The organism is Exiguobacterium sp. s95 (assembly GCF_018618655.1).
Lineage (GTDB): Bacteria > Bacillota > Bacilli > Exiguobacteriales > Exiguobacteriaceae > Exiguobacterium_A > Exiguobacterium_A oxidotolerans.
In genome coordinates this window covers 638,129-655,615 of the sequence record NZ_JACSMM010000001.1, presented here as the reverse complement: position 1 = coordinate 655,615, position 17,487 = coordinate 638,129, and the positions used below count along the sequence as shown (strand labels likewise).

General features: G+C 48.2%; 19 protein-coding genes. 18 read left to right on the top strand and 1 reads right to left on the bottom strand.

Annotated elements, in window-relative coordinates; genetic code table 11:
- Positions 1-25: 25 nt before the first annotated feature.
- The 8 genes from KNP99_RS03630 (at position 26) to KNP99_RS03595 (ending at position 6,001) form a co-directional block, all read left to right on the top strand.
- Positions 26-1,288 (top strand): tetratricopeptide repeat protein, encoded by a 1,263-nt coding sequence (locus tag KNP99_RS03630; RefSeq protein ID WP_029330640.1) that lies wholly within the window; start codon positions 26-28, stop codon positions 1,286-1,288.
- A gap of 28 nt (positions 1,289-1,316) precedes the next feature.
- Positions 1,317-1,847 (top strand): ReoY family proteolytic degradation factor, encoded by a 531-nt coding sequence (locus KNP99_RS03625; protein ID WP_029330637.1) that lies wholly within the window; start codon positions 1,317-1,319, stop codon positions 1,845-1,847.
- Between the two features lie 216 nt (positions 1,848-2,063).
- A complete protein-coding gene (locus KNP99_RS03620) occupies positions 2,064-2,504 on the top strand; it encodes a DUF2487 family protein (RefSeq protein ID WP_029330635.1) in 441 nt (146 codons plus the stop codon).
- A gap of 104 nt (positions 2,505-2,608) precedes the next feature.
- A complete protein-coding gene (locus KNP99_RS03615) occupies positions 2,609-3,115 on the top strand; it encodes a ubiquinol-cytochrome c reductase iron-sulfur subunit (protein ID WP_029330633.1) in 507 nt (168 codons plus the stop codon).
- Between the two features lie 3 nt (positions 3,116-3,118).
- Positions 3,119-3,790 carry a menaquinol-cytochrome c reductase cytochrome b subunit gene (gene qcrB / locus KNP99_RS03610; protein WP_012370658.1) on the top strand — a complete coding sequence of 224 codons (672 nt, stop codon included), beginning with the start codon at positions 3,119-3,121 and terminating at the stop codon, positions 3,788-3,790.
- 41 nt (positions 3,791-3,831) lie between these two features.
- A complete protein-coding gene (locus tag KNP99_RS03605; RefSeq protein WP_029330628.1) occupies positions 3,832-4,623 on the top strand; it encodes a menaquinol-cytochrome c reductase cytochrome b/c subunit in 792 nt (263 codons plus the stop codon).
- A 50-nt stretch (positions 4,624-4,673) separates the two neighbouring features.
- Positions 4,674-5,279, top strand: coding sequence for a DUF1405 domain-containing protein (locus KNP99_RS03600; protein WP_239456729.1), 606 nt, complete (start codon positions 4,674-4,676; stop codon positions 5,277-5,279).
- 44 nt (positions 5,280-5,323) lie between these two features.
- Positions 5,324-6,001 carry a zinc metallopeptidase gene (locus KNP99_RS03595; protein WP_088837317.1) on the top strand — a complete coding sequence of 226 codons (678 nt, stop codon included), beginning with the start codon at positions 5,324-5,326 and terminating at the stop codon, positions 5,999-6,001.
- Between the two features lie 94 nt (positions 6,002-6,095).
- Here KNP99_RS03595 and KNP99_RS03590 read toward each other — a convergent pair whose 3' ends face one another.
- The gene (locus KNP99_RS03590) at positions 6,096-6,983 is read right to left on the bottom strand and encodes a YitT family protein (RefSeq protein ID WP_029330623.1); all 888 of its coding nucleotides are present in this window, start codon (positions 6,981-6,983) and stop codon (positions 6,096-6,098) included.
- Between the two features lie 178 nt (positions 6,984-7,161).
- On the opposite strand from KNP99_RS03590, the gene bshA reads away from it, so the two are divergent.
- The 10 genes from bshA (at position 7,162) to KNP99_RS03540 (ending at position 17,468) form a co-directional block, all read left to right on the top strand.
- The gene (bshA, locus tag KNP99_RS03585; RefSeq protein ID WP_088837316.1) at positions 7,162-8,304 is read left to right on the top strand and encodes an N-acetyl-alpha-D-glucosaminyl L-malate synthase BshA; all 1,143 of its coding nucleotides are present in this window, start codon (positions 7,162-7,164) and stop codon (positions 8,302-8,304) included.
- The gene (locus tag KNP99_RS03580) at positions 8,291-9,421 is read left to right on the top strand and encodes a CCA tRNA nucleotidyltransferase (RefSeq protein ID WP_251132170.1); all 1,131 of its coding nucleotides are present in this window, start codon (positions 8,291-8,293) and stop codon (positions 9,419-9,421) included. The genes bshA and KNP99_RS03580 overlap by 14 nt, the downstream gene beginning before the upstream one ends.
- Complete coding sequence (locus tag KNP99_RS03575) at positions 9,397-10,368, top strand: biotin--[acetyl-CoA-carboxylase] ligase (protein WP_088837315.1); 972 nt, start codon at positions 9,397-9,399, stop codon at positions 10,366-10,368. Before KNP99_RS03580 ends, KNP99_RS03575 begins: the two co-directional genes overlap by 25 nt.
- Positions 10,369-10,607: 239 nt before the next feature.
- Positions 10,608-11,447 carry a 3-methyl-2-oxobutanoate hydroxymethyltransferase gene (gene panB / locus KNP99_RS03570; RefSeq protein WP_029330615.1) on the top strand — a complete coding sequence of 280 codons (840 nt, stop codon included), beginning with the start codon at positions 10,608-10,610 and terminating at the stop codon, positions 11,445-11,447.
- A complete protein-coding gene (gene panC, locus KNP99_RS03565; RefSeq protein WP_214765100.1) occupies positions 11,444-12,274 on the top strand; it encodes a pantoate--beta-alanine ligase in 831 nt (276 codons plus the stop codon). The genes panB and panC overlap by 4 nt, the downstream gene beginning before the upstream one ends.
- Before the next feature lie 3 nt (positions 12,275-12,277).
- Positions 12,278-12,661, top strand: coding sequence for an aspartate 1-decarboxylase (gene panD / locus KNP99_RS03560; protein WP_029330611.1), 384 nt, complete (start codon positions 12,278-12,280; stop codon positions 12,659-12,661).
- Between the two features lie 101 nt (positions 12,662-12,762).
- On the top strand, positions 12,763-15,576 hold the full coding sequence (gene dinG / locus KNP99_RS03555) for an ATP-dependent DNA helicase DinG (protein ID WP_214845116.1): 2,814 nt from the start codon (positions 12,763-12,765) through the stop codon (positions 15,574-15,576).
- 61 nt (positions 15,577-15,637) lie between these two features.
- A complete protein-coding gene (locus tag KNP99_RS03550) occupies positions 15,638-15,808 on the top strand; it encodes a YpmA family protein (RefSeq protein ID WP_012370646.1) in 171 nt (56 codons plus the stop codon).
- Positions 15,805-16,272 (top strand): hypothetical protein, encoded by a 468-nt coding sequence (locus KNP99_RS03545; RefSeq protein WP_214845115.1) that lies wholly within the window; start codon positions 15,805-15,807, stop codon positions 16,270-16,272. Before KNP99_RS03550 ends, KNP99_RS03545 begins: the two co-directional genes overlap by 4 nt.
- A gap of 14 nt (positions 16,273-16,286) precedes the next feature.
- Complete coding sequence (locus tag KNP99_RS03540) at positions 16,287-17,468, top strand: pyridoxal phosphate-dependent aminotransferase (protein ID WP_029330605.1); 1,182 nt, start codon at positions 16,287-16,289, stop codon at positions 17,466-17,468.
- The last annotated feature ends 19 nt before the right edge of the window (positions 17,469-17,487 follow it).

Below are 17,487 nucleotides of genomic sequence, written 5' to 3'. Positions count from 1 at the left end.
GAATTTAGAAAGTGAGGCGTTTGCCTTGAACGAACAGGTATTAAAAGAAATCGTCGAAGGGCTAGAACACGGCCATACGTCGGAAGCGTTAGCTTCACTCGAACAACTTGAAAAGACAGGGACCGATGAGGATCGCTTAGCTGTCGCAGATCTTTACATCGAACTCGGACTCTCGGACCGGGCAGTCGATATCTTATCGCCTCTTTACGTCGATTATGCGGGGAATGCTGGCGTCGCTTTATTGCTTGCCGAATGTTATATCGATCTTGATAGAGAAGAAGAAGCAATCACCGTCCTTGAACAAGTCGATAAGACGGATAGCGAAAATGGACCTCGGACATTAGTGTTGTTAGCGGACCTTTATCAATCACAAGGACTCGACGAAGTAGCGCTCGCGAAATTAAAAGAGGCACGGTCACTTGCGCCGGATGAACCGTTGCTCGCTTACGGACTGGCTGAACTCTATATGACACTTGGAGCATTTGATCAAGCGGTCCCATTGTTCGCTGAAATTGCAGCTGTTCCGGCATTAAGAGAAGAATTGCCACTGGATGCCCTGTACGCCGAGTCGCTCGCAATGATCGGTGAATTCGAAGAAGCGATTCCCTTATATGAACGTGCAGTCGCGGAACGGTCTGACTTGCATACGCTGTTTGGACTTGCGATGACCGCCCACCGCGTCGGACTACACCAAAAAGCGGTCGAAACGTTCCAACAACTGATTGCCCAAGATCCAGATTATACGTCGGCTTACGTGCCTTACGCCGAGAGTCAAGCAGAACTCGGCTTGACGAAGGAAGCGTTGAATGTCATTAAGCAAGGGATGGAGCGAGACGATTATAATGATGAGCTCCGGACGATGGAAGCTTTATTCCTCTTGAAGCTAGGAGACCGCCAAGGGAGTGTCAACGCCTTACGTGAAGCTCTTGCCCTTAACCCGGAATCCTTGCTCGCTGCGGAACGTTTACTTGCGCTCCTCGCTGAAGATGAGGACCATGAGGCGACGATTGAAACGATTTCAGCAATCGAAGAACACGTCACGGCACCAATCTTGACGTGGTACCGTGCTCGATCACTCTATGCGCTGGAAGATTATACGAATGCAATGAAGCAGTATGCTCAAGTTGAATCTGCATTCGCGGATGATGCCCTCTTCTTGAAAGAATATGGTTTCGCATTGGTTGAAGAAGGACGACGTGAAGAGGGACAAGCATTGTTGCGTCGGGCAGCGATGTTCGCTCCAGAAGATGCTGATCTCGTCGATTATGTCGAACGGATGGATAGTTGATTCGATTGGAGAAGGGAGTAGGATTGAGATGACAGAGAGAAAACAGCGTTTCTTGCGCCGCATCTTGACCTATTACACGTTGAAGCGTCGGGAATCCAAATGGATCCTTGATTATTGGCTTCGTAATGATGCGAAACTGGATCAAGTTCATTTTGTTCAAAATGCGATGTTCGCGCCAAAAGCAATCATCATGACGACATACGGGTTTGACGCTGAACCGTTTCTCTTTAAAAAAGGTGAGGTTAAAACGACTGACCCGGAAAAGGCATATCACGACATCCGATTGACGGACGAACCGATTTATATCGAGTTAAATTTTCAAGGGATGATGATGGATGATGAATACTTGTCCCTACTTGAAGAGAACCCGTTTCGTCCGGAGGTCACTGTTGAACCACGATTAGCGGACGAAGCGATGAATTTCATCGCGGCGACGGTCAATCGGCAAGAGGAAGAGCGATTGATTCGTTTGATTGATGAAGCACTTGATGCACGCGATCGGAGTCGTTTTCAATCACTCTCGGAAGAATTGCGGACGATTCGGAGCCAACTCCAATAACTAAAATACACTTTTCAATCTTCATACGCGTTCGTCTGCAGTCATCCTCTTCGGATAAAGAAGAGGATGATTTTATTTGAGTTTGAAAAAAACCTAAATATGAAGAAAAATAGAATGGAATTTCATAAAACGTTCACATTAAGCGAGCAGTAATAAAAGCGGATATGATACATTAAATGTGACGAAATGTAAGTGAACAGGAAAGGGGGAAATGATTTGCGTTTCAAACCATCCGATGTTCAAAGGACGAGAAACGAACAAGCGTATATCGATACGTTGGTCGTCCCATTGATACCGATCGGATTTGATGAATCGATGCATGCTTTTGCGGAATGTGCTGACATGACATTGACGGTTGCGTCAGAAGTCGAACGGCAACTGTCCGGTCGGGCGATGCTCCTTCCAGCAATGACGTATGTCGGTATACCGTCACTCGATCAATTGAACGGTTGGCGGGAAGCGGCATCTGCCGAGCAATTCCGTTTTGTCACGTTCATTACGGCAGATTTACGCTGGAAAGACACAGCGGTCGACGACATCGTCTATGTTCCACGATTATCGCTCGAGACGATGAGTCGCGACCAGCAAGGTCAGATGGTCGGGAATTTTGTAGGACAAGTTCTCGAACAGTTAGGAAACCGTTGGACCGCGCTATGAAGCGGTTGACGCGATGATTTTATTAAGATACTATTACCATGTGAGAAATTTGTGTGAAGTACAGTGGTCTTGGGGCACGGCGTACATCACAAGGGGGGATCGAAATGGCTCAAAACGGGTCTAACGTAACACGTCGTCAATTCTTGACGTATACACTGACTGGAGTCGGTGGCTTTATGGCAGCGACGATGGTCATGCCGATGGTCAACTTCGCAGTTGATCCGGTCCTGAAGAAATCAGGATCAGGCGATAAAGTAAAAGTAATGAAGTTGTCGGACATCACAACAGAACCAAAACGGGTCGACTTCAAGAAGCAAACACAGGATGCTTGGTATGATTTCGAAGAAACATTATCAGCATGGGTCTTCAAAAATGATAAGGGCGAAATTCTCGCACTATCACCGATCTGTAAGCATTTAGGATGCCAAGTCAGTTTCGGAGCAGATCCGACGCACCCAGAGCAATTCTATTGCCCATGTCATTTCGGACGGTACACGAAAGATGGCGTCAACGTACCAGGAACGCCTCCGACGAAGCCGCTTGATGAATATGAAATGCAAGAGAAAGATGGTTTCCTCTACTTAGGTAAACCAGTCGAAAGAGGTGCGTAAGCGATGATGCAAAAAATCTATGATTGGATTGATGAGCGGGTTGATATCACTCCGCTTTGGCGAGATATCGCCGATCATGAAGTTCCAGAACACGTAAACCCTGCCCATAACTTTTCAGCATTCGTTTATTGTTTTGGCGGGTTGACGTTCTTTACAATCGTCATCCAGATTCTTTCAGGGATGTTCTTGACGATGTATTACGTACCAGATATCATCAATGCCCATGCGTCAGTGTACTATCTTCAAAACGAAGTCGCACACGGTCAAATCGTTCGTGGTATGCACCACTGGGGCGCATCAGTCGTCATCGTAATGTTGTTCTTACATACATTACGCGTCTTCTTCACAGGATCATACAAAAAGCCACGTGAATTGAACTGGGTCGTCGGTGTCCTCTTGTTCTTCGTTGTCTTAGCACTTGGTCTAACCGGATACTTGTTGCCTTGGGACATGAAAGCATTGTTCGCGACGAAAGTTACGATTCAAATCGCGGAAAGCATACCGGTCATCGGTGGCATCGCGAAGACGCTCCTCGCGGGTGGAGAAATCGTCGGTGCAAGTACGATTGCTCGATTCTTTGCGATTCACGTCTTCTTCCTTCCTGCGGCATTGTTCGTCTTGCTCGGGGCCCACTTCATGATGATCCGTAAACAAGGGATCTCTGGACCACTTTAAACCGACAATCAACTTAGGCAACCTAAAAGGGGGAGAACACGATGCATCGTGGTAAAGGAATGAAATTCGTCACCGATTCACGGGTGTCGATCAATAACCGGATGCCGAATAAGTCGAAAGACTATTCTGAGTATCCAGGTCGGACGGAAGCGTTCTGGCCAAACTTCTTACTTCGCGAATGGATGGTAGGAGCGGTCTTCTTGATCGGCTTCATGACGCTGACAATCGTTGAAGCAGCACCACTACAAAACATAGCTGACCCGACGAATACGTCGTACATTCCACTTCCGGACTGGTACTTCCTATTCCTCTATCAGCTCTTGAAATATCAATTTGCTGCCGGTCCGTACATTTTGATGGGAACTGTCATTCTTCCAGGTCTTGCTTTTACGGCGTTACTCGTAGCACCGTGGCTCGACCAAGGGATTGAACGTCGCCCGGCAAAACGTCCAGTCGCAGTCAGCATGATGTTACTCGGAATCGTCTCAATCATTTTCTTGACTTGGGAATCTGTTCAAACAACACACTGGGATACAATCCATAAACAAGGTGAGTTGACGATGAACGAAGGTCCTGAAATCGATACAGCGGCGAAAGGGTATGAAATTTACTCGAACCAGTCATGTGTCAACTGTCATGGTAAGAACCTCGAAGGTGGAGCAGCCGCTCCTGCCCTCGTCGGGACACAAAAGACAGAAGATGAAATTTATGAAATCGCAGATAAAGGTGTCGGTGCGATGCCTGCTGGACAGTACAAAGGTTCAGATGCAGATCGTAAAGAACTCGCTAAATTCATCGCTTCTTACGGTGAAGGCGGAGAGAACAATAAATAAGAGAAGAGCCGGGGGAATAATTCCTCCGGCTTTTGTCTATCATGAGGTGAATGAATGTGCCGTTTTTGCAGATTTTAAAACATAAAGCCCTCCTTTGGCCGCTCGGATTAATCAATCTAGCGGGAACGTTATACGGCTATTATTGGTATCAACCGCAACTCGAGACGGCGAAATGGTACTATTATCCGTTCATCCCGGACAGTCCGACGGCGTCGCTATTTTTTACGATTATCGTGTTTTTATGGATCTTCAATCGTCGTTCCCGACTGTTTGAAGCGCTCGCGTTCGTCACGTTGATTAAATATGGTGTTTGGGCCGTCGTCATGAATGCCTTGATGCTTCAAGAACTCGGGACAGGTAACAGTTATTTGACGGCAATGGCACTGATGTTGATGGTCTCGCACGGCGCGATGGCATTCCAGGCACTGCTTTATGTTCCATTCATGACGTTTCGCGTCAAGGAACTTGTCCTTGTCTCGATTTGGGTCATCCATAACGATGTCGTCGACTACGTGCTCGGTCAGTGGCCACGCTATCCGGCGCTCGCGGAGTACATCCAGTGGATTGGCTATGGTTCGTTCTGGTTGACGGGATTATGTATTTTGATGGGATATTTCTTTGTCGCACGCGATTCGATTGACAATAAGGTCGCTTGAACGTAAAATAAGGATATAATCTTTTAGGAAAGGACAGATGTTACATGGCTAACTATCTGATTTACCTCGCCATCATCATCATTGTTCCCATCTGGGCACAAATGCGAGTCCGAAAAACGTATAAAAAATACCAAGAAGTTCCGATTCATAGTGGGGTGACAGGCGCTCAAGTCGCTGACTTCATCATGAAACAGAATGGGATTACGGATGTCCGTCTCGAAGCAATCGGCGGAACGATGTCCGATCATTACGATCCGACGAATAAAGTCGTTCGTCTTTCGGAAGATGTGTATCATGGTTCAACGGTTTCTGCCGTTTCGATTGCAGCGCACGAAATCGGGCACGTCATCCAAGATGCGACGGACTATAACATGATGCGTGTCCGTCACCGGATTGCACCGGTTGCGTCAATTACGTCGAATCTGTCATTCCCGTTATTACTCGTTGGTTTCTTCGCTGGGATGACTGGTCTTGCGATGCTTGGTGTCATCTTGATGCTCGGTGCCGTCGTCTTCCAGCTCGTGACGTTGCCGGTTGAGTTCGATGCGTCGAAACGGGCGATGGCTCAGTTAACGGAACACGGGATCATCGATGCGGAAGAAGAGCGTGGCTCACGCCGTGTCTTGAACGCCGCCGCCTGGACTTACGTCGCTGCGACACTCGTCGCTGTCGCCGAATTCCTCCGCCTCGCTTTGATGGTCTTTGCACCGTCTGACGAGTAATTCAAGAGTAACGCGTACAAATTAATAAAAAATAAACACCCGGCTGGTTCGATCTTCTTCTTCAGAATCGAATCAACCGGGTGTTTTTTTGTTTTTACGTTTCCTTGATCGGAACACGATTTTCATCGAACGTAAATCCTTCGCCGGTTACTTCATACACATCATGGAGTGTGATGAAAGCATGTTGGTCAACTGTTTTGACGAGCGTCTTCAACCGGGTGATTTCATTGCGGGCGACGACGACATACAAGACTTCAAGGTCGCGACCGGAGAATCCACCTTTCGCGAGTAACCGCGTCGTTCCGCGGTTCATCGTCGCGTGAATCCCGTCGGCGATCTCCGTCCGGTGATCACTGATGATCATCGCGGCTTTACCAGCATACGTTCCTTCCTGCATCCAGTCGATGACACGGGCCCCGACGTAGACGGCAAGCAACGTATACATCGCCTGTTTGTAGTCGAGATATGTCAATGAAGCGACGATGACGAAAAAATCAAAAATCATGAACGTCCGACCGATCGACCATCCGAAATACCGCTTCGTCAGTCGGGCGATGATATCGACCCCGCCCGTCGTCCCGCCGTTGTTGAAGATGATGCCGAGGCCGACACCGATGAAGACACCGGCGAACAACGAAGCGAGCACCATATCGTCTTTCAACATGATTTCAAGCGGTGAATATTTGGCGATTAGGCCGTACCAAAGAGAAAAGCTGAACGTGCCGATCAAGGTATAGATGAACGTCGTCCGCCCGAGCATTTTATAGCTGACGAAAAATAACGGGACGTTTAAGACGAGGTTCGTAATCGACGGGGATAAACCGAACAAGCCCTTTAAAATAAGGGTGATTCCCGTGAATCCACCCTCAGCTAACTCATTTTGAACATTAAAATGATAAATGCCGAACGCAAAGATAAATGATCCGATTAAAATCCAAAAAATATTTCGGAAGCGAATCGGAAATTGAAATGGGGGTGCCATAACAGGTTGCTCCTCTCTAACAAGACTCTTTCTCTAGGGTAACGGTAGACGTTGAAAAAGACTAGCTTTTCTACGGAAATCTCCTTGGAAAGTGGTCGATGTAGTTTTTAAGAGGCGTTTTGTTTACAATTGAATCGAGAAGACAAGGTTAACCTAATTAAAGAGAGAGTGATCTTATATGAAAAAATCGATTGGAATCCTTTGTTACCCGTCCGTAGGCGGAAGTGGTGTCGTCGCGACGGAACTCGGGATGAAACTTGCAGACCGTGGGCATGATGTCCACTTCATTACATCAAGCATGCCGTTTCGCTTGACGGAATATCGTCCGAATATCACGGTTCACCTCGTAGAAGTCAACCAATATTCTGTATTTAAATATCCGCCTTATGATATTACATTGGCTTCGAAAGTCGCAGAAGTCATCGATGTGTTCGATCTCGACATCATCCATGCCCACTACGCCGTCCCGCATGCCGTCTGTGCAGAGCTCGGACGCAATATGGCGAAGAAGAAAGGCGTCGCTGTCGTGACGACTTTACATGGAACGGACATCACGGTCATCGGTCAAGACTTAGAGATGCAGCCAGCCATCCGTTACGGAATCGAAAGTTCGGATGCTGTGACGGCCGTCTCGGAAAGTCTTGCTCTTGAGACGAACATGACGTTGCATGCCGAGTACGATATTGACGTCATTGCGAACTCGATTGATGAGAGTGTGTATTATCCGATGCGCGACGAACGTCTAAAACGACATTATGGGATTGAGCCGGGAGAAGTCGTCGTCATACATATTTCGAACTTCCGCCCCGTCAAACGCATCGATGATACGCTCGTCGCATTTGCAATTGCTGCAAATAATCGTGACATGCGGCTATTACTCGTCGGAGATGGTCCGGAGATGGGGCAGACGCGCCGCCGGGCAAAAGAACTCGGGGTCTATGAAAAAATCATCTTTGCCGGAAAACAAGAACATGTCGCCCAGTTGCTCGCAATCAGTGACATCCATTTATTGTTGTCGGAAAAAGAAGCGTTCGGACTCGTCGTCCTTGAAGCGATGGCGGTCGGAGTCCCAAGTGTCGTCTCGAATGCCGGTGGCTTACCAGAAGTGATCCAAGACGGACAAACCGGATTCATCGTTCCGACGTATGACGTCAAGGCAGCGGCGGAACGAATCGGCCAGTTAGCCGATACACCCGAGTTACGCGAACAGATGGCGGATGCCGGAATTCGCGATACACGGCAACGGTTCGATTCAAATGAAATCGTCCGGAAGTATGAACAGGTCTATGAACGGGTGTGTGCACGATATGAAAATGTCTGAGCTGGCGAATACGATCATTGAAACAATCGAACGTGCAGGTGGCGAAGCGTATGTCGTCGGTGGAGCTGTTCGCGACACGTTACTCGGACGCGTGCCTGGCGATTATGATTTAGCGACGTCACTCTTACCGGACGAGGTCATCCCGTTGTTTCCGGTCGTCATCCCGACCGGACTCGAGCACGGGACGGTGACGATCGTCTTAGAACACGTACCGTTCGAAGTGACGACGTTTCGTTCTGAGTCAACCTATAGCGACCGCCGTAGACCAGACCACGTGACGCTTGGCGTCTCGCTGGAAGAAGATTTGACACGACGTGATTTTACGATCAACGCGATGGCGTTAAAACCAACCGGGCTCGTCGATCTCTTTGGCGGACAAGCCGACCTTGCGAGCAAAATCATTCGAACGGTCGGCCGGCCAGAAGAGCGCTTCGAAGAAGATGCCTTACGGATGATTCGTGCCTTTCGCTTCATGAGTCAGCTCGAGTTCTCGTTAGACGGTTTGACGGAGCGGGCCATCGCGAAGCAAGCGGAGACGATTCAACACGTCGCAATCGAACGTGTCGCGATTGAGTTCGAAAAACTGCTCCTTGGACCGGGGCGTGTTGCAGCGTTACAAGCGATGTTACGCACAGGACTCGCGACCTATCTTCCACACGTCACTTCAGAAGTGATGGGACGATTAGCACAATCATCATTACAGGGTGTCTCGACAGAAAATGTGTGGACGCTGCTGCTCGACGCCGGGTTTCCGCAAGAACGGTTACGTGTCTTTAAACGTTCGAAAAAACAGGAGCAGCGGGCAAAAAGACTCGTAGCGCTTGTTCGACTGGAGCAACTAACGGACTGGCAACGGTATACATTGACGGACGAGGAACTGCTCGTCTTAAATCAAATGACAGGTCGGAGTCACGCAGACCGGACAACTTTAGCGATCCGCTCGTTAAAAGATTTACGAGTCGGCGGACGCGACATGATTGCTGCCGGGCTGAAAAAACAAGAAATCAAAGAAGCACTCCATTATTTGGAACAGCATGTCGTAAACGGACACCTTGAAAATCAACGGTCGATTCTGTTAGAGGAAGTGAGCAAATGGAAAAATCAACACGAGACGTAATCTTGCAACGATTGATGCAGACGGATTGGATTTCAGGTCAAGATTTAGCTGACCAGTTAAATATTTCACGTACCGCTATTTGGAAACAAATTGCGTCTTTAAAAGAAGCAGGGTACGCGATTGAATCGAATAAAAAAACCGGGTACCACCTCATCGATCGTGGTGATCATTTAACAGCACTTGCAATCGAACAGTACTTACAGACGAAATTTTTCGGACGCGATATTTTTCATGTCGAGGAGACGGAGACGACGCAACGGATTGCGCATGATTTAGCACAACAGCAGGTCAAAGAAGGGAAACTCGTCGTCTGTGACTACCAGACGAGTGGGCGCGGACAGCTCGGTCGTGTTTGGCACGAGACGAAAGGAAACGGAATTGCGATGAGTTTGATAGTAAGACCAGACGTCCCGCTCGATCAGGCAGGACAATTAACACTCGTGTCTGGCATTGCCCTAGCGACATCTTTACGTGAGTTCGACGTGCCAGTGACAATCAAATGGCCGAATGATTTATTGATTGATGGTCGAAAGGTCGCAGGGATTTTGACGGAAATGCAGACGGAAGCAAACCGGATCAGCTCGGTCATCATTGGAATTGGAATCAATGTTCACCATGACGTCTTTAGTACGGCAATCGCTGATCGGGCGACGTCCCTTAAACTCGCGACCAATCGAACGTTTCGGCGGGCAGAAATCGTTGCATCCTTCTTAAATCAGTTTGAGCAGATGTACGAACGGTGGTTGGTCGATGGATTCGGCTCTTTTGTCGAAGCGTGGGAACATCTTGCGGATAAGCTCAATCAACCCGTTACACTACGCTCGCGTCAACAAACCTTGTCTGGTTATTTGCGCGGAATTCGCGCCGATGGAACGCTGATGGTCGAAACGGACCAAGGAATGGAAGCATTCCATTCGGCGGAACTCGTCTACTGGACAGAAAACTAAAATCCCGACGTTTGCAGTTGCCAATTTGAATCATGTATAATAAAGCGAAGGATGATAGCCGTTAGGAGTCATACCGGTAGAAAACTTTTTTTATCGCTAGTACGACCTGCCTTGATCCTATTTCGGACAGGGACAGAAGGACGATGTTGCACTTATTCACGCCTTCTTTCCTATGGGTATTTTTAGGAAGGAAGGCGTTTCCTTTTGTCCTCTCTACACTAACGAAGGAGAGAACACACATGCACACAATGACACCTTTACTAAAAAAACAAGCAACGGGAGAAAAACTCGTTATGTTGACGGCGTATGATTATCCGTCAGCGAAATTAGCAGAAGCAGGAGCCGTCGATCTCTTACTCGTCGGTGATTCACTTGGAAACGTAATTTTAGGATATGATTCGACGATTGCCGTGACGGTTGAGGACATGATTCATCATGCACGGGCGGTCCGCCGTGGGGCACCGAAGACATTCATGGTCGTTGACATGCCATTCGCAAGTTACCACGGTTCGTTCGACCGGACGCTTGATGCTGCGGCACGTATTTTTCAAGAAAGTCAGGCCGATGCCTTAAAACTTGAAGGTGCTGGGGACATCTTGACGACGATTCGTCGCTTGACGGACGCAGGGATGCCTTGTGTCGCACATCTTGGATTGACACCCCAATCAGTTGGCGTACTCGAAGGTTTTAAAGTACAAGGAAAATCGCTTGCAGCAGCGGAACAGTTGATTGCAGACAGTTTAGCAGCGGAACAAGCCGGTGCGAAGATGCTCGTCCTGGAATGTGTCCCGCACCAACTTGCGAAACGAGTCAGCGAATTACTTCAGATTCCTGTCATCGGGATTGGTGCCGGCGTTGATGTCGATGGACAAGTCCTCGTCTACCATGACATCCTGACATATGGTGTCGGACGTCTACCGAAGTTTGTTAAAGCGTATACGGACTGGAATACGTCAGGGACAGCAGCGATTGCTAGCTACGTCGAAGAAGTAAAACAAGGTGTATTCCCATCTATTGAACATACGTTCACGATGGATGAAGAATTGATCGATTCGCTTTATGGAGGCGGTAAAGAATGAAAGTCATTCAAGACATCGACGAACTACGGCAAGAATTAGCAGCCTATGACTCGATTGGTTTTGTACCGACAATGGGGTTTTTGCATGAAGGTCATGGTTCGTTACTCGAACAAGCACGACGTGAAAATGAGATTGTCGTGTTGAGTATTTTTGTCAATCCGACGCAGTTCGGACCAAACGAAGATTTAGAACGGTATCCACGTGACGAACAACGCGATCAACAACTGGCGCGTGCGGCAGGCGTCGATTATGTATTTTATCCGACGAATGAAACGATGTATCCGCTCGATATGGCGCGCGTGACGGTCAGAACGGGCGACGACGTCCTTTGTGGTGCGTCACGACCAGGACATTTCGATGGCGTCTTGACGGTCGTCAGTAAATTGTTGAACATCGTCCACCCGACCCGTGCCTATTTCGGACTGAAAGATGCTCAGCAGTTAGCCTTGATTGAAGGATATGTTGCAGATTATTTCGTCCCGGTCGAGATTAAACGGTGTCCGATTATCCGGGAAGCGGACGGTCTCGCAAAGTCCTCACGAAATGTCTATCTGTCTGAGCAAGAACGCAGTCAAGCACCGCGTTTGCAACAAGCTCTCCAGCAAGCAAACGCGTTACTTGAAGCAGGCACAGCCGTCGAGGAAGTCGTCGAACGGACGAAAGATGCTTTGCATCTTGAAGGAACGGCGCTTGATTATGTCGAAGCGGTCGACTATCCGACGCTCGGACCGGTTACATCAGAAACGAAAACGATTTTATTAGCCGTCGCGGTTCAGTTTGAATCAGCGCGCTTGATTGATAATTTACTTTATACGAGAGGAGCATGATTTATGTTACGGACATTCATGCACGCTAAACTACACAAAGCTCGAGTGACGGAGGCGAACCTCCATTACGTCGGTTCCATCACGATTGATGAAGATTTGCTTGATGCGGTCGGAATCTTTGAAAATGAAAAAGTTCAAGTGACGAACAATCAAAACGGTGCCCGGATCGAAACATATGCGATCAAGGGTGAACGTGGCTCCGGTGTCATTTGTTTGAATGGTGCGGCAGCTCGCCATTTCCAAGTTGGAGACGAAGTCATCATCATGGCATATGCACAATTGACGAATGAAGAAATCCTCGTCCACGAGCCGAAGGTGGCTGTTCTCGATGAAACGAATAACATCAAACAGATGCTTTCTCAAGAAATCGCGCATACGATCTTATGAAATTCAGAGACCCGGAACACATTCGGGTCTCTATTTTTGTTAAGATGAAACATGAGAAGTTCGATACGTAACAGATGGATGGTTAAAGGTGGAGATAAGTCGTGGAGAAGAAGTATGTGGTGATCGACCTAGAGACGACAGGTCATTCGATTAAAGCTGGAGATGAGATGATTGAAATCGGCGTAGCGGTCGTCGAACAAGGGCACGTGACGGAACGTCTGTCGGCTTTCGTTCGACCGAAAAATCCGATTCCGCCGTTCATCTCGCAATTGACAGGAATATCCGATTTAGATGTAAGGGACGCAGACACATTTGATGTCATTGCACCGCGCGTCCTCTCGATGTTAGATGGTGGAGTGTTTGTCGCGCACAATGTCCAATTCGATTTAACATTTTTAAATGAAGCGCTTGAAGAAGAAGGTTACTTACCGTACACGGGTCCCGTCATCGATACGGTCGAACTGGCACGGATTCTATTACCAACGGCAGAGAGTCACTCCTTATCGCACCTGACGGAAAGTTTACAGTTGACGCATCAAGAAGCTCACCGGGCGGGCAGCGATGCAGAAGCGACGGCAGAATTATTACTCGAACTGTTAAGTCGACTTCGCGAGCTACCGCTTGATACATTAAAACAGTTGCGTCGCTTAGCCCCAAAATTATTCAGTGCGATGGAAGAAGAGATTGATTTTGCGATTCAAGCAGTCGGCATCGAGACAGACGATCGGTTCGATTCGTTCCGAAAGATTGCGCTGAAAAAACGTCTTGATCCGGAACTGATGCCGCACCGGTCGGAACTCCAGCCATTCGGACCGTTCGTTGATCACTTGAATCAAGAGATCTTTCCGAAGCTGTTCAGGGGTTATGAGCAACGAACCGGTCAACTTGAGATGATGCGTCATGTCTATCAATCACTTGATCAAGAAGTACCATTGCTCGTCGAAGCTGGGACGGGTACCGGAAAATCTCTTGGCTATCTTGTTCCGGCGACACATTATGCGATTGAACACGAGACGCCGATTATCGTCAGTACACATACGATTCAACTGCAAGAGCAACTGTTCGCCCGTGATTTACCGCTGTTGCGTCAACTGTTCGATGCCCCAGTCGACATTACATTGCTCAAAGGGCGGAACAATTATATTGATTTACGTAAATTCGAGTTTTTCCTGAATGAAACAGAAGAACCGTATAATTTTACGTTAGCGAAAGCAACATTGCTCGTTTGGTTGACTGAAACGACGACGGGAGACTTGGAAGAAGTCAGTCTTCCCGGTGGAGCAGCACAAGGGAACATCGCCATCAAACAGTTGATCCAGTCGGATAGCCAGTCGCAACTCGGGCGATTCGATCCATGGTTTAGCCGTGACTTTTTCCAACATGCCGTCCGTAGAGCGAAGGACGCGACGATCATCGTCACGAACCACGCCTTATTGTTTAGTGATATTCAGTATGAGGCGGGTGTCTTACCGAAAGGCTGTCCGTTGATTTTAGATGAGGCCCATCAAATCGAGGAAGTCGCGAGCCACCATTTCGGACTCGTCTTCGACGGGCATTCATTCGACCGGATTTTTAGACAACTCGGATTCTCCGCGGATAAAAAACTATTGACGCGTCTCGTCAGCCTCTCCGATCAGTTTGATTTGACGGAGATGGTCGAAGCGCATAGTGAAGTGATTGATGAGACGATGACGGAGCTAATCGAAGAGGCAGATAACCTGTTGATGATCATCCAAGCCTATGGACTTGATCTCTCTTCCCGGAAAGAGCGACGGGAAGGACGTGTCACAGTCCGCTTCAAACGACTCGATCATTCGATGCGGGCCGTTCAGGAAAGTGCGAAACGGGTCGAATTGGTCTTACGTCGATTACGACAAGCGATTCGGGCGATTCATAAATTATTCCACGATCAACGCGAACACATGAGTTACCGGGAACGGTCCGTCGTCGCGGATCTCAAATCCGTGATCGGTCAAATCGAGGATGTCGAGAATGCGATTTTTGAGACGATGCTCGCGCCTCATGATGAAACAGTATCCTGGATTGAGACGACTGCAAAAAATCGGAAGTTGACACGGATTTATACGCAACCAATCGATATTTCAGAACGCTTATACCGGGATGTCTTCTCGAAACGGACGAGCATTTTGACATCCGCGACGTTGACGGTCTCGAACAAGTTTCAATTCATTGAAAAGCGGCTTGGTTTAAGCGAACTCGAGACACGGCGGTTCATTGTCCCGTCACCATTCGGGTACGCGGAAAAAGTCCGGCTGATGGTTCCGACGGACTTGCCGTTACTGCAGGACGTCCCACCTGCGAAATATGCTGAAACGATAGCGGAAGCCATCATCGAAATCGCTGAAGTGACGGAAGGGCGGATGCTCGTTTTGTTCACATCCAATGACATGTTGCGACAAACGCATGATGCGACGAAGCAGGCACTTCCGGCACGATTTACGTTGCTGTCGCAAGGGATCACACAAGGATCCCGGCAACGCTTGATGAAACAGTTTAAGCAACTCGATGCCTGCGTTCTTTTTGGGACTGCGAGTTTTTGGGAAGGGATCGATGTTCCGGGTGACGACTTAAGTTGTCTTGTCATCGTTCGTCTACCCTTCGCACCGCCTGACCAACCCATCGTTCAGGCACGATCGGAACAAATCGAACAACAAGGTAAATCTTCGTTTTTTGAATACAGCTTACCGCAAGCGATCATTCGTTTTAAACAAGGGTTCGGTCGTTTGATTCGAACGACGAATGACCGTGGTGTCGTGTTCGTGTTTGACCGTCGAATTGAGACGACACGTTACGGAAAACGTTTTGTTTCAAGTTTGCCAAATGTGCCTGTTTTATCAAAACCACTTCAAGAATTGACGGCAGAACTCGAATTGTTCTTGAATGATACGGATTGAGTCTATTAAAATAACCATTATCGCATTATAATAGGTTAAGAAAAATGAGGGAGGATATAAGATGGATTCGAAAATCGAGACACTCGCAACGGTCAAGGTCAATCGCCATGACGATACGTACAAAATCGTAGACTTATTGAATCGCACGTTAAAAACGGAGGACTTAATGTTTGGTTTAGCTCTAGATGAGAAAGACAAGGAGCAGATGGTCTTCACCATCTACCGCACATGAAGTGGAAAATCGCCATCGGTTTGATTTCGGTCGTTCTTTTGATTACGCTAATCGGTACAGGAATCTACCAGTTAACGGTTGGTGAAGCAAAGGGGCGAGAACAAGAAGTCGTCAAGCGGGCAGAAAAACGTTTAACACAAGAAATAGCCCCGGACGCCGTGACATTCGAAAATGTCTTTAACGGAAAAGACCAGTACACCGTCTTCTCGATTAAAAAAGAGGGAGAGGCGTTACGCGCTTTTGTCCCGTCAAAAGGTAAGATTGAGACACGCCCGGTTAAAGACGGCATTAAGGTGGATGAAGTCATTCGTCAAAGTAGAGATCAAGGAAAAATCGTTTCCACGAAATATGGTTTCGAAGATCGCGCCTTAATTGAGATCGTCGCGGAAACCGAGACGGGCTATGAATATTCGTACTATACGTATCAAGAGGGATCTTTCATCAAACGACTACGGATTAACTAAAAGGAGTGTGCGACATGTTATCAAAACGCGTACAACAATTGACGCCTTCTACAACGCTTGCCATCACGGCGAAAGCGAAGGAACTGCGGGCATCCGGTCAAGATATCATCGGTCTTGGGGCTGGTGAACCGGATTTCAACACGCCGGAGTTCATCATTCAAGCGGCATTTGCGGCAGCAGAAGCAGGCGATACAAAGTATACGCCTTCAGGCGGAACGGTTGCGTTGAAAGACGCGATTATCGAGAAGACACGTCGCGATTTATGGGTATCGTATGATCGCTCGGAAGTCATGGTCGCGTCTGGTGCGAAACATGCTTTATCGACACTCTTCCAAGCCATTCTCGACCCGGAAGATGAAGTCATCGTTCCTGCTCCGTACTGGGTCAGCTACCCTGAGCAAATCAAGTTGAGTGACGGCGTACCGGTCGTTTTAGAGACGACGGAAGCGTCACGTTTCAAGGTGACACGTGAGTTGCTCGAGCAACACATCACACCGAAAACGAAAGCAATCGTCTTGAACTCACCTTCGAACCCGACAGGTATGGTCTACACGAAAGAAGAGTTAGAGATGGTAGCAGAGATGGCGATTCAACATGACATTCTCGTCATCAGCGATGAAATTTATGAGAAATTACTGTATAACGGTGTGACGCACTTATCGATTGCGACACTTCCAGGAATGCGGGAACGGACAATCATCATCAATGGTGTCTCGAAATCGCATGCGATGACGGGCTGGCGGATTGGTTATGCGATCGGACCGAAAGCAATCATCGGCGCAATGACAAACCTTGCGAGCCATTCGACGTCGAACCCGACGTCAATCGCGCAAGCTGCTTCTGTCGCGGCCTACGAAGAAGGGGATGCCCCGGTCGAAGCGATGCGTGTCGTGTTCGAAGAACGGCTCGAACAAATTTACGAACGCTTGATTCAAATTCCTGGTTTGACGTGCTTGAAGCCGGAAGGTGCCTTCTACTTGTTCCCACATGCCTTAGAGGCAGCGAAGATGTGTGGTTATGCAAACGTCGATGACTGGTGTACAGCCGTCTTGTCAGAAGCAAAAGTAGCCTTGATTCCAGGTTCAGGATTTGGTGCGCCGGAATATGTACGTCTATCGTACGCAACAGACCCGAAGCGTGTCCTAGAAGCGCTCGATCGGATTGAAGGATTTATCGCGGCTCGTACAGCCGTTTAACTTAGAGAGGATGTTGACT

Coding starts and splice junctions, on each gene's coding strand:
- KNP99_RS03550 (WP_012370646.1), top strand. CDS start 15,638: ATGGATTCGAAAATCGAGACACTCGCAACGGTCAAGGTCAATCGCCAT.
- panB (WP_029330615.1), top strand. CDS start 10,608: ATGCACACAATGACACCTTTACTAAAAAAACAAGCAACGGGAGAAAAA.
- KNP99_RS03545 (WP_214845115.1), top strand. CDS start 15,805: ATGAAGTGGAAAATCGCCATCGGTTTGATTTCGGTCGTTCTTTTGATT.
- KNP99_RS03615 (WP_029330633.1), top strand. CDS start 2,609: ATGGCTCAAAACGGGTCTAACGTAACACGTCGTCAATTCTTGACGTAT.
- KNP99_RS03590 (WP_029330623.1), bottom strand. CDS start 6,983: ATGGCACCCCCATTTCAATTTCCGATTCGCTTCCGAAATATTTTTTGG.
- KNP99_RS03580 (WP_251132170.1), top strand. CDS start 8,291: ATGAAAATGTCTGAGCTGGCGAATACGATCATTGAAACAATCGAACGT.
- KNP99_RS03575 (WP_088837315.1), top strand. CDS start 9,397: ATGGAAAAATCAACACGAGACGTAATCTTGCAACGATTGATGCAGACG.
- KNP99_RS03605 (WP_029330628.1), top strand. CDS start 3,832: ATGCATCGTGGTAAAGGAATGAAATTCGTCACCGATTCACGGGTGTCG.
- bshA (WP_088837316.1), top strand. CDS start 7,162: ATGAAAAAATCGATTGGAATCCTTTGTTACCCGTCCGTAGGCGGAAGT.
- KNP99_RS03625 (WP_029330637.1), top strand. CDS start 1,317: ATGACAGAGAGAAAACAGCGTTTCTTGCGCCGCATCTTGACCTATTAC.
- qcrB (WP_012370658.1), top strand. CDS start 3,119: ATGATGCAAAAAATCTATGATTGGATTGATGAGCGGGTTGATATCACT.
- KNP99_RS03600 (WP_239456729.1), top strand. CDS start 4,674: ATGAATGTGCCGTTTTTGCAGATTTTAAAACATAAAGCCCTCCTTTGG.
- KNP99_RS03595 (WP_088837317.1), top strand. CDS start 5,324: ATGGCTAACTATCTGATTTACCTCGCCATCATCATCATTGTTCCCATC.
- panD (WP_029330611.1), top strand. CDS start 12,278: ATGTTACGGACATTCATGCACGCTAAACTACACAAAGCTCGAGTGACG.
- KNP99_RS03540 (WP_029330605.1), top strand. CDS start 16,287: ATGTTATCAAAACGCGTACAACAATTGACGCCTTCTACAACGCTTGCC.
- panC (WP_214765100.1), top strand. CDS start 11,444: ATGAAAGTCATTCAAGACATCGACGAACTACGGCAAGAATTAGCAGCC.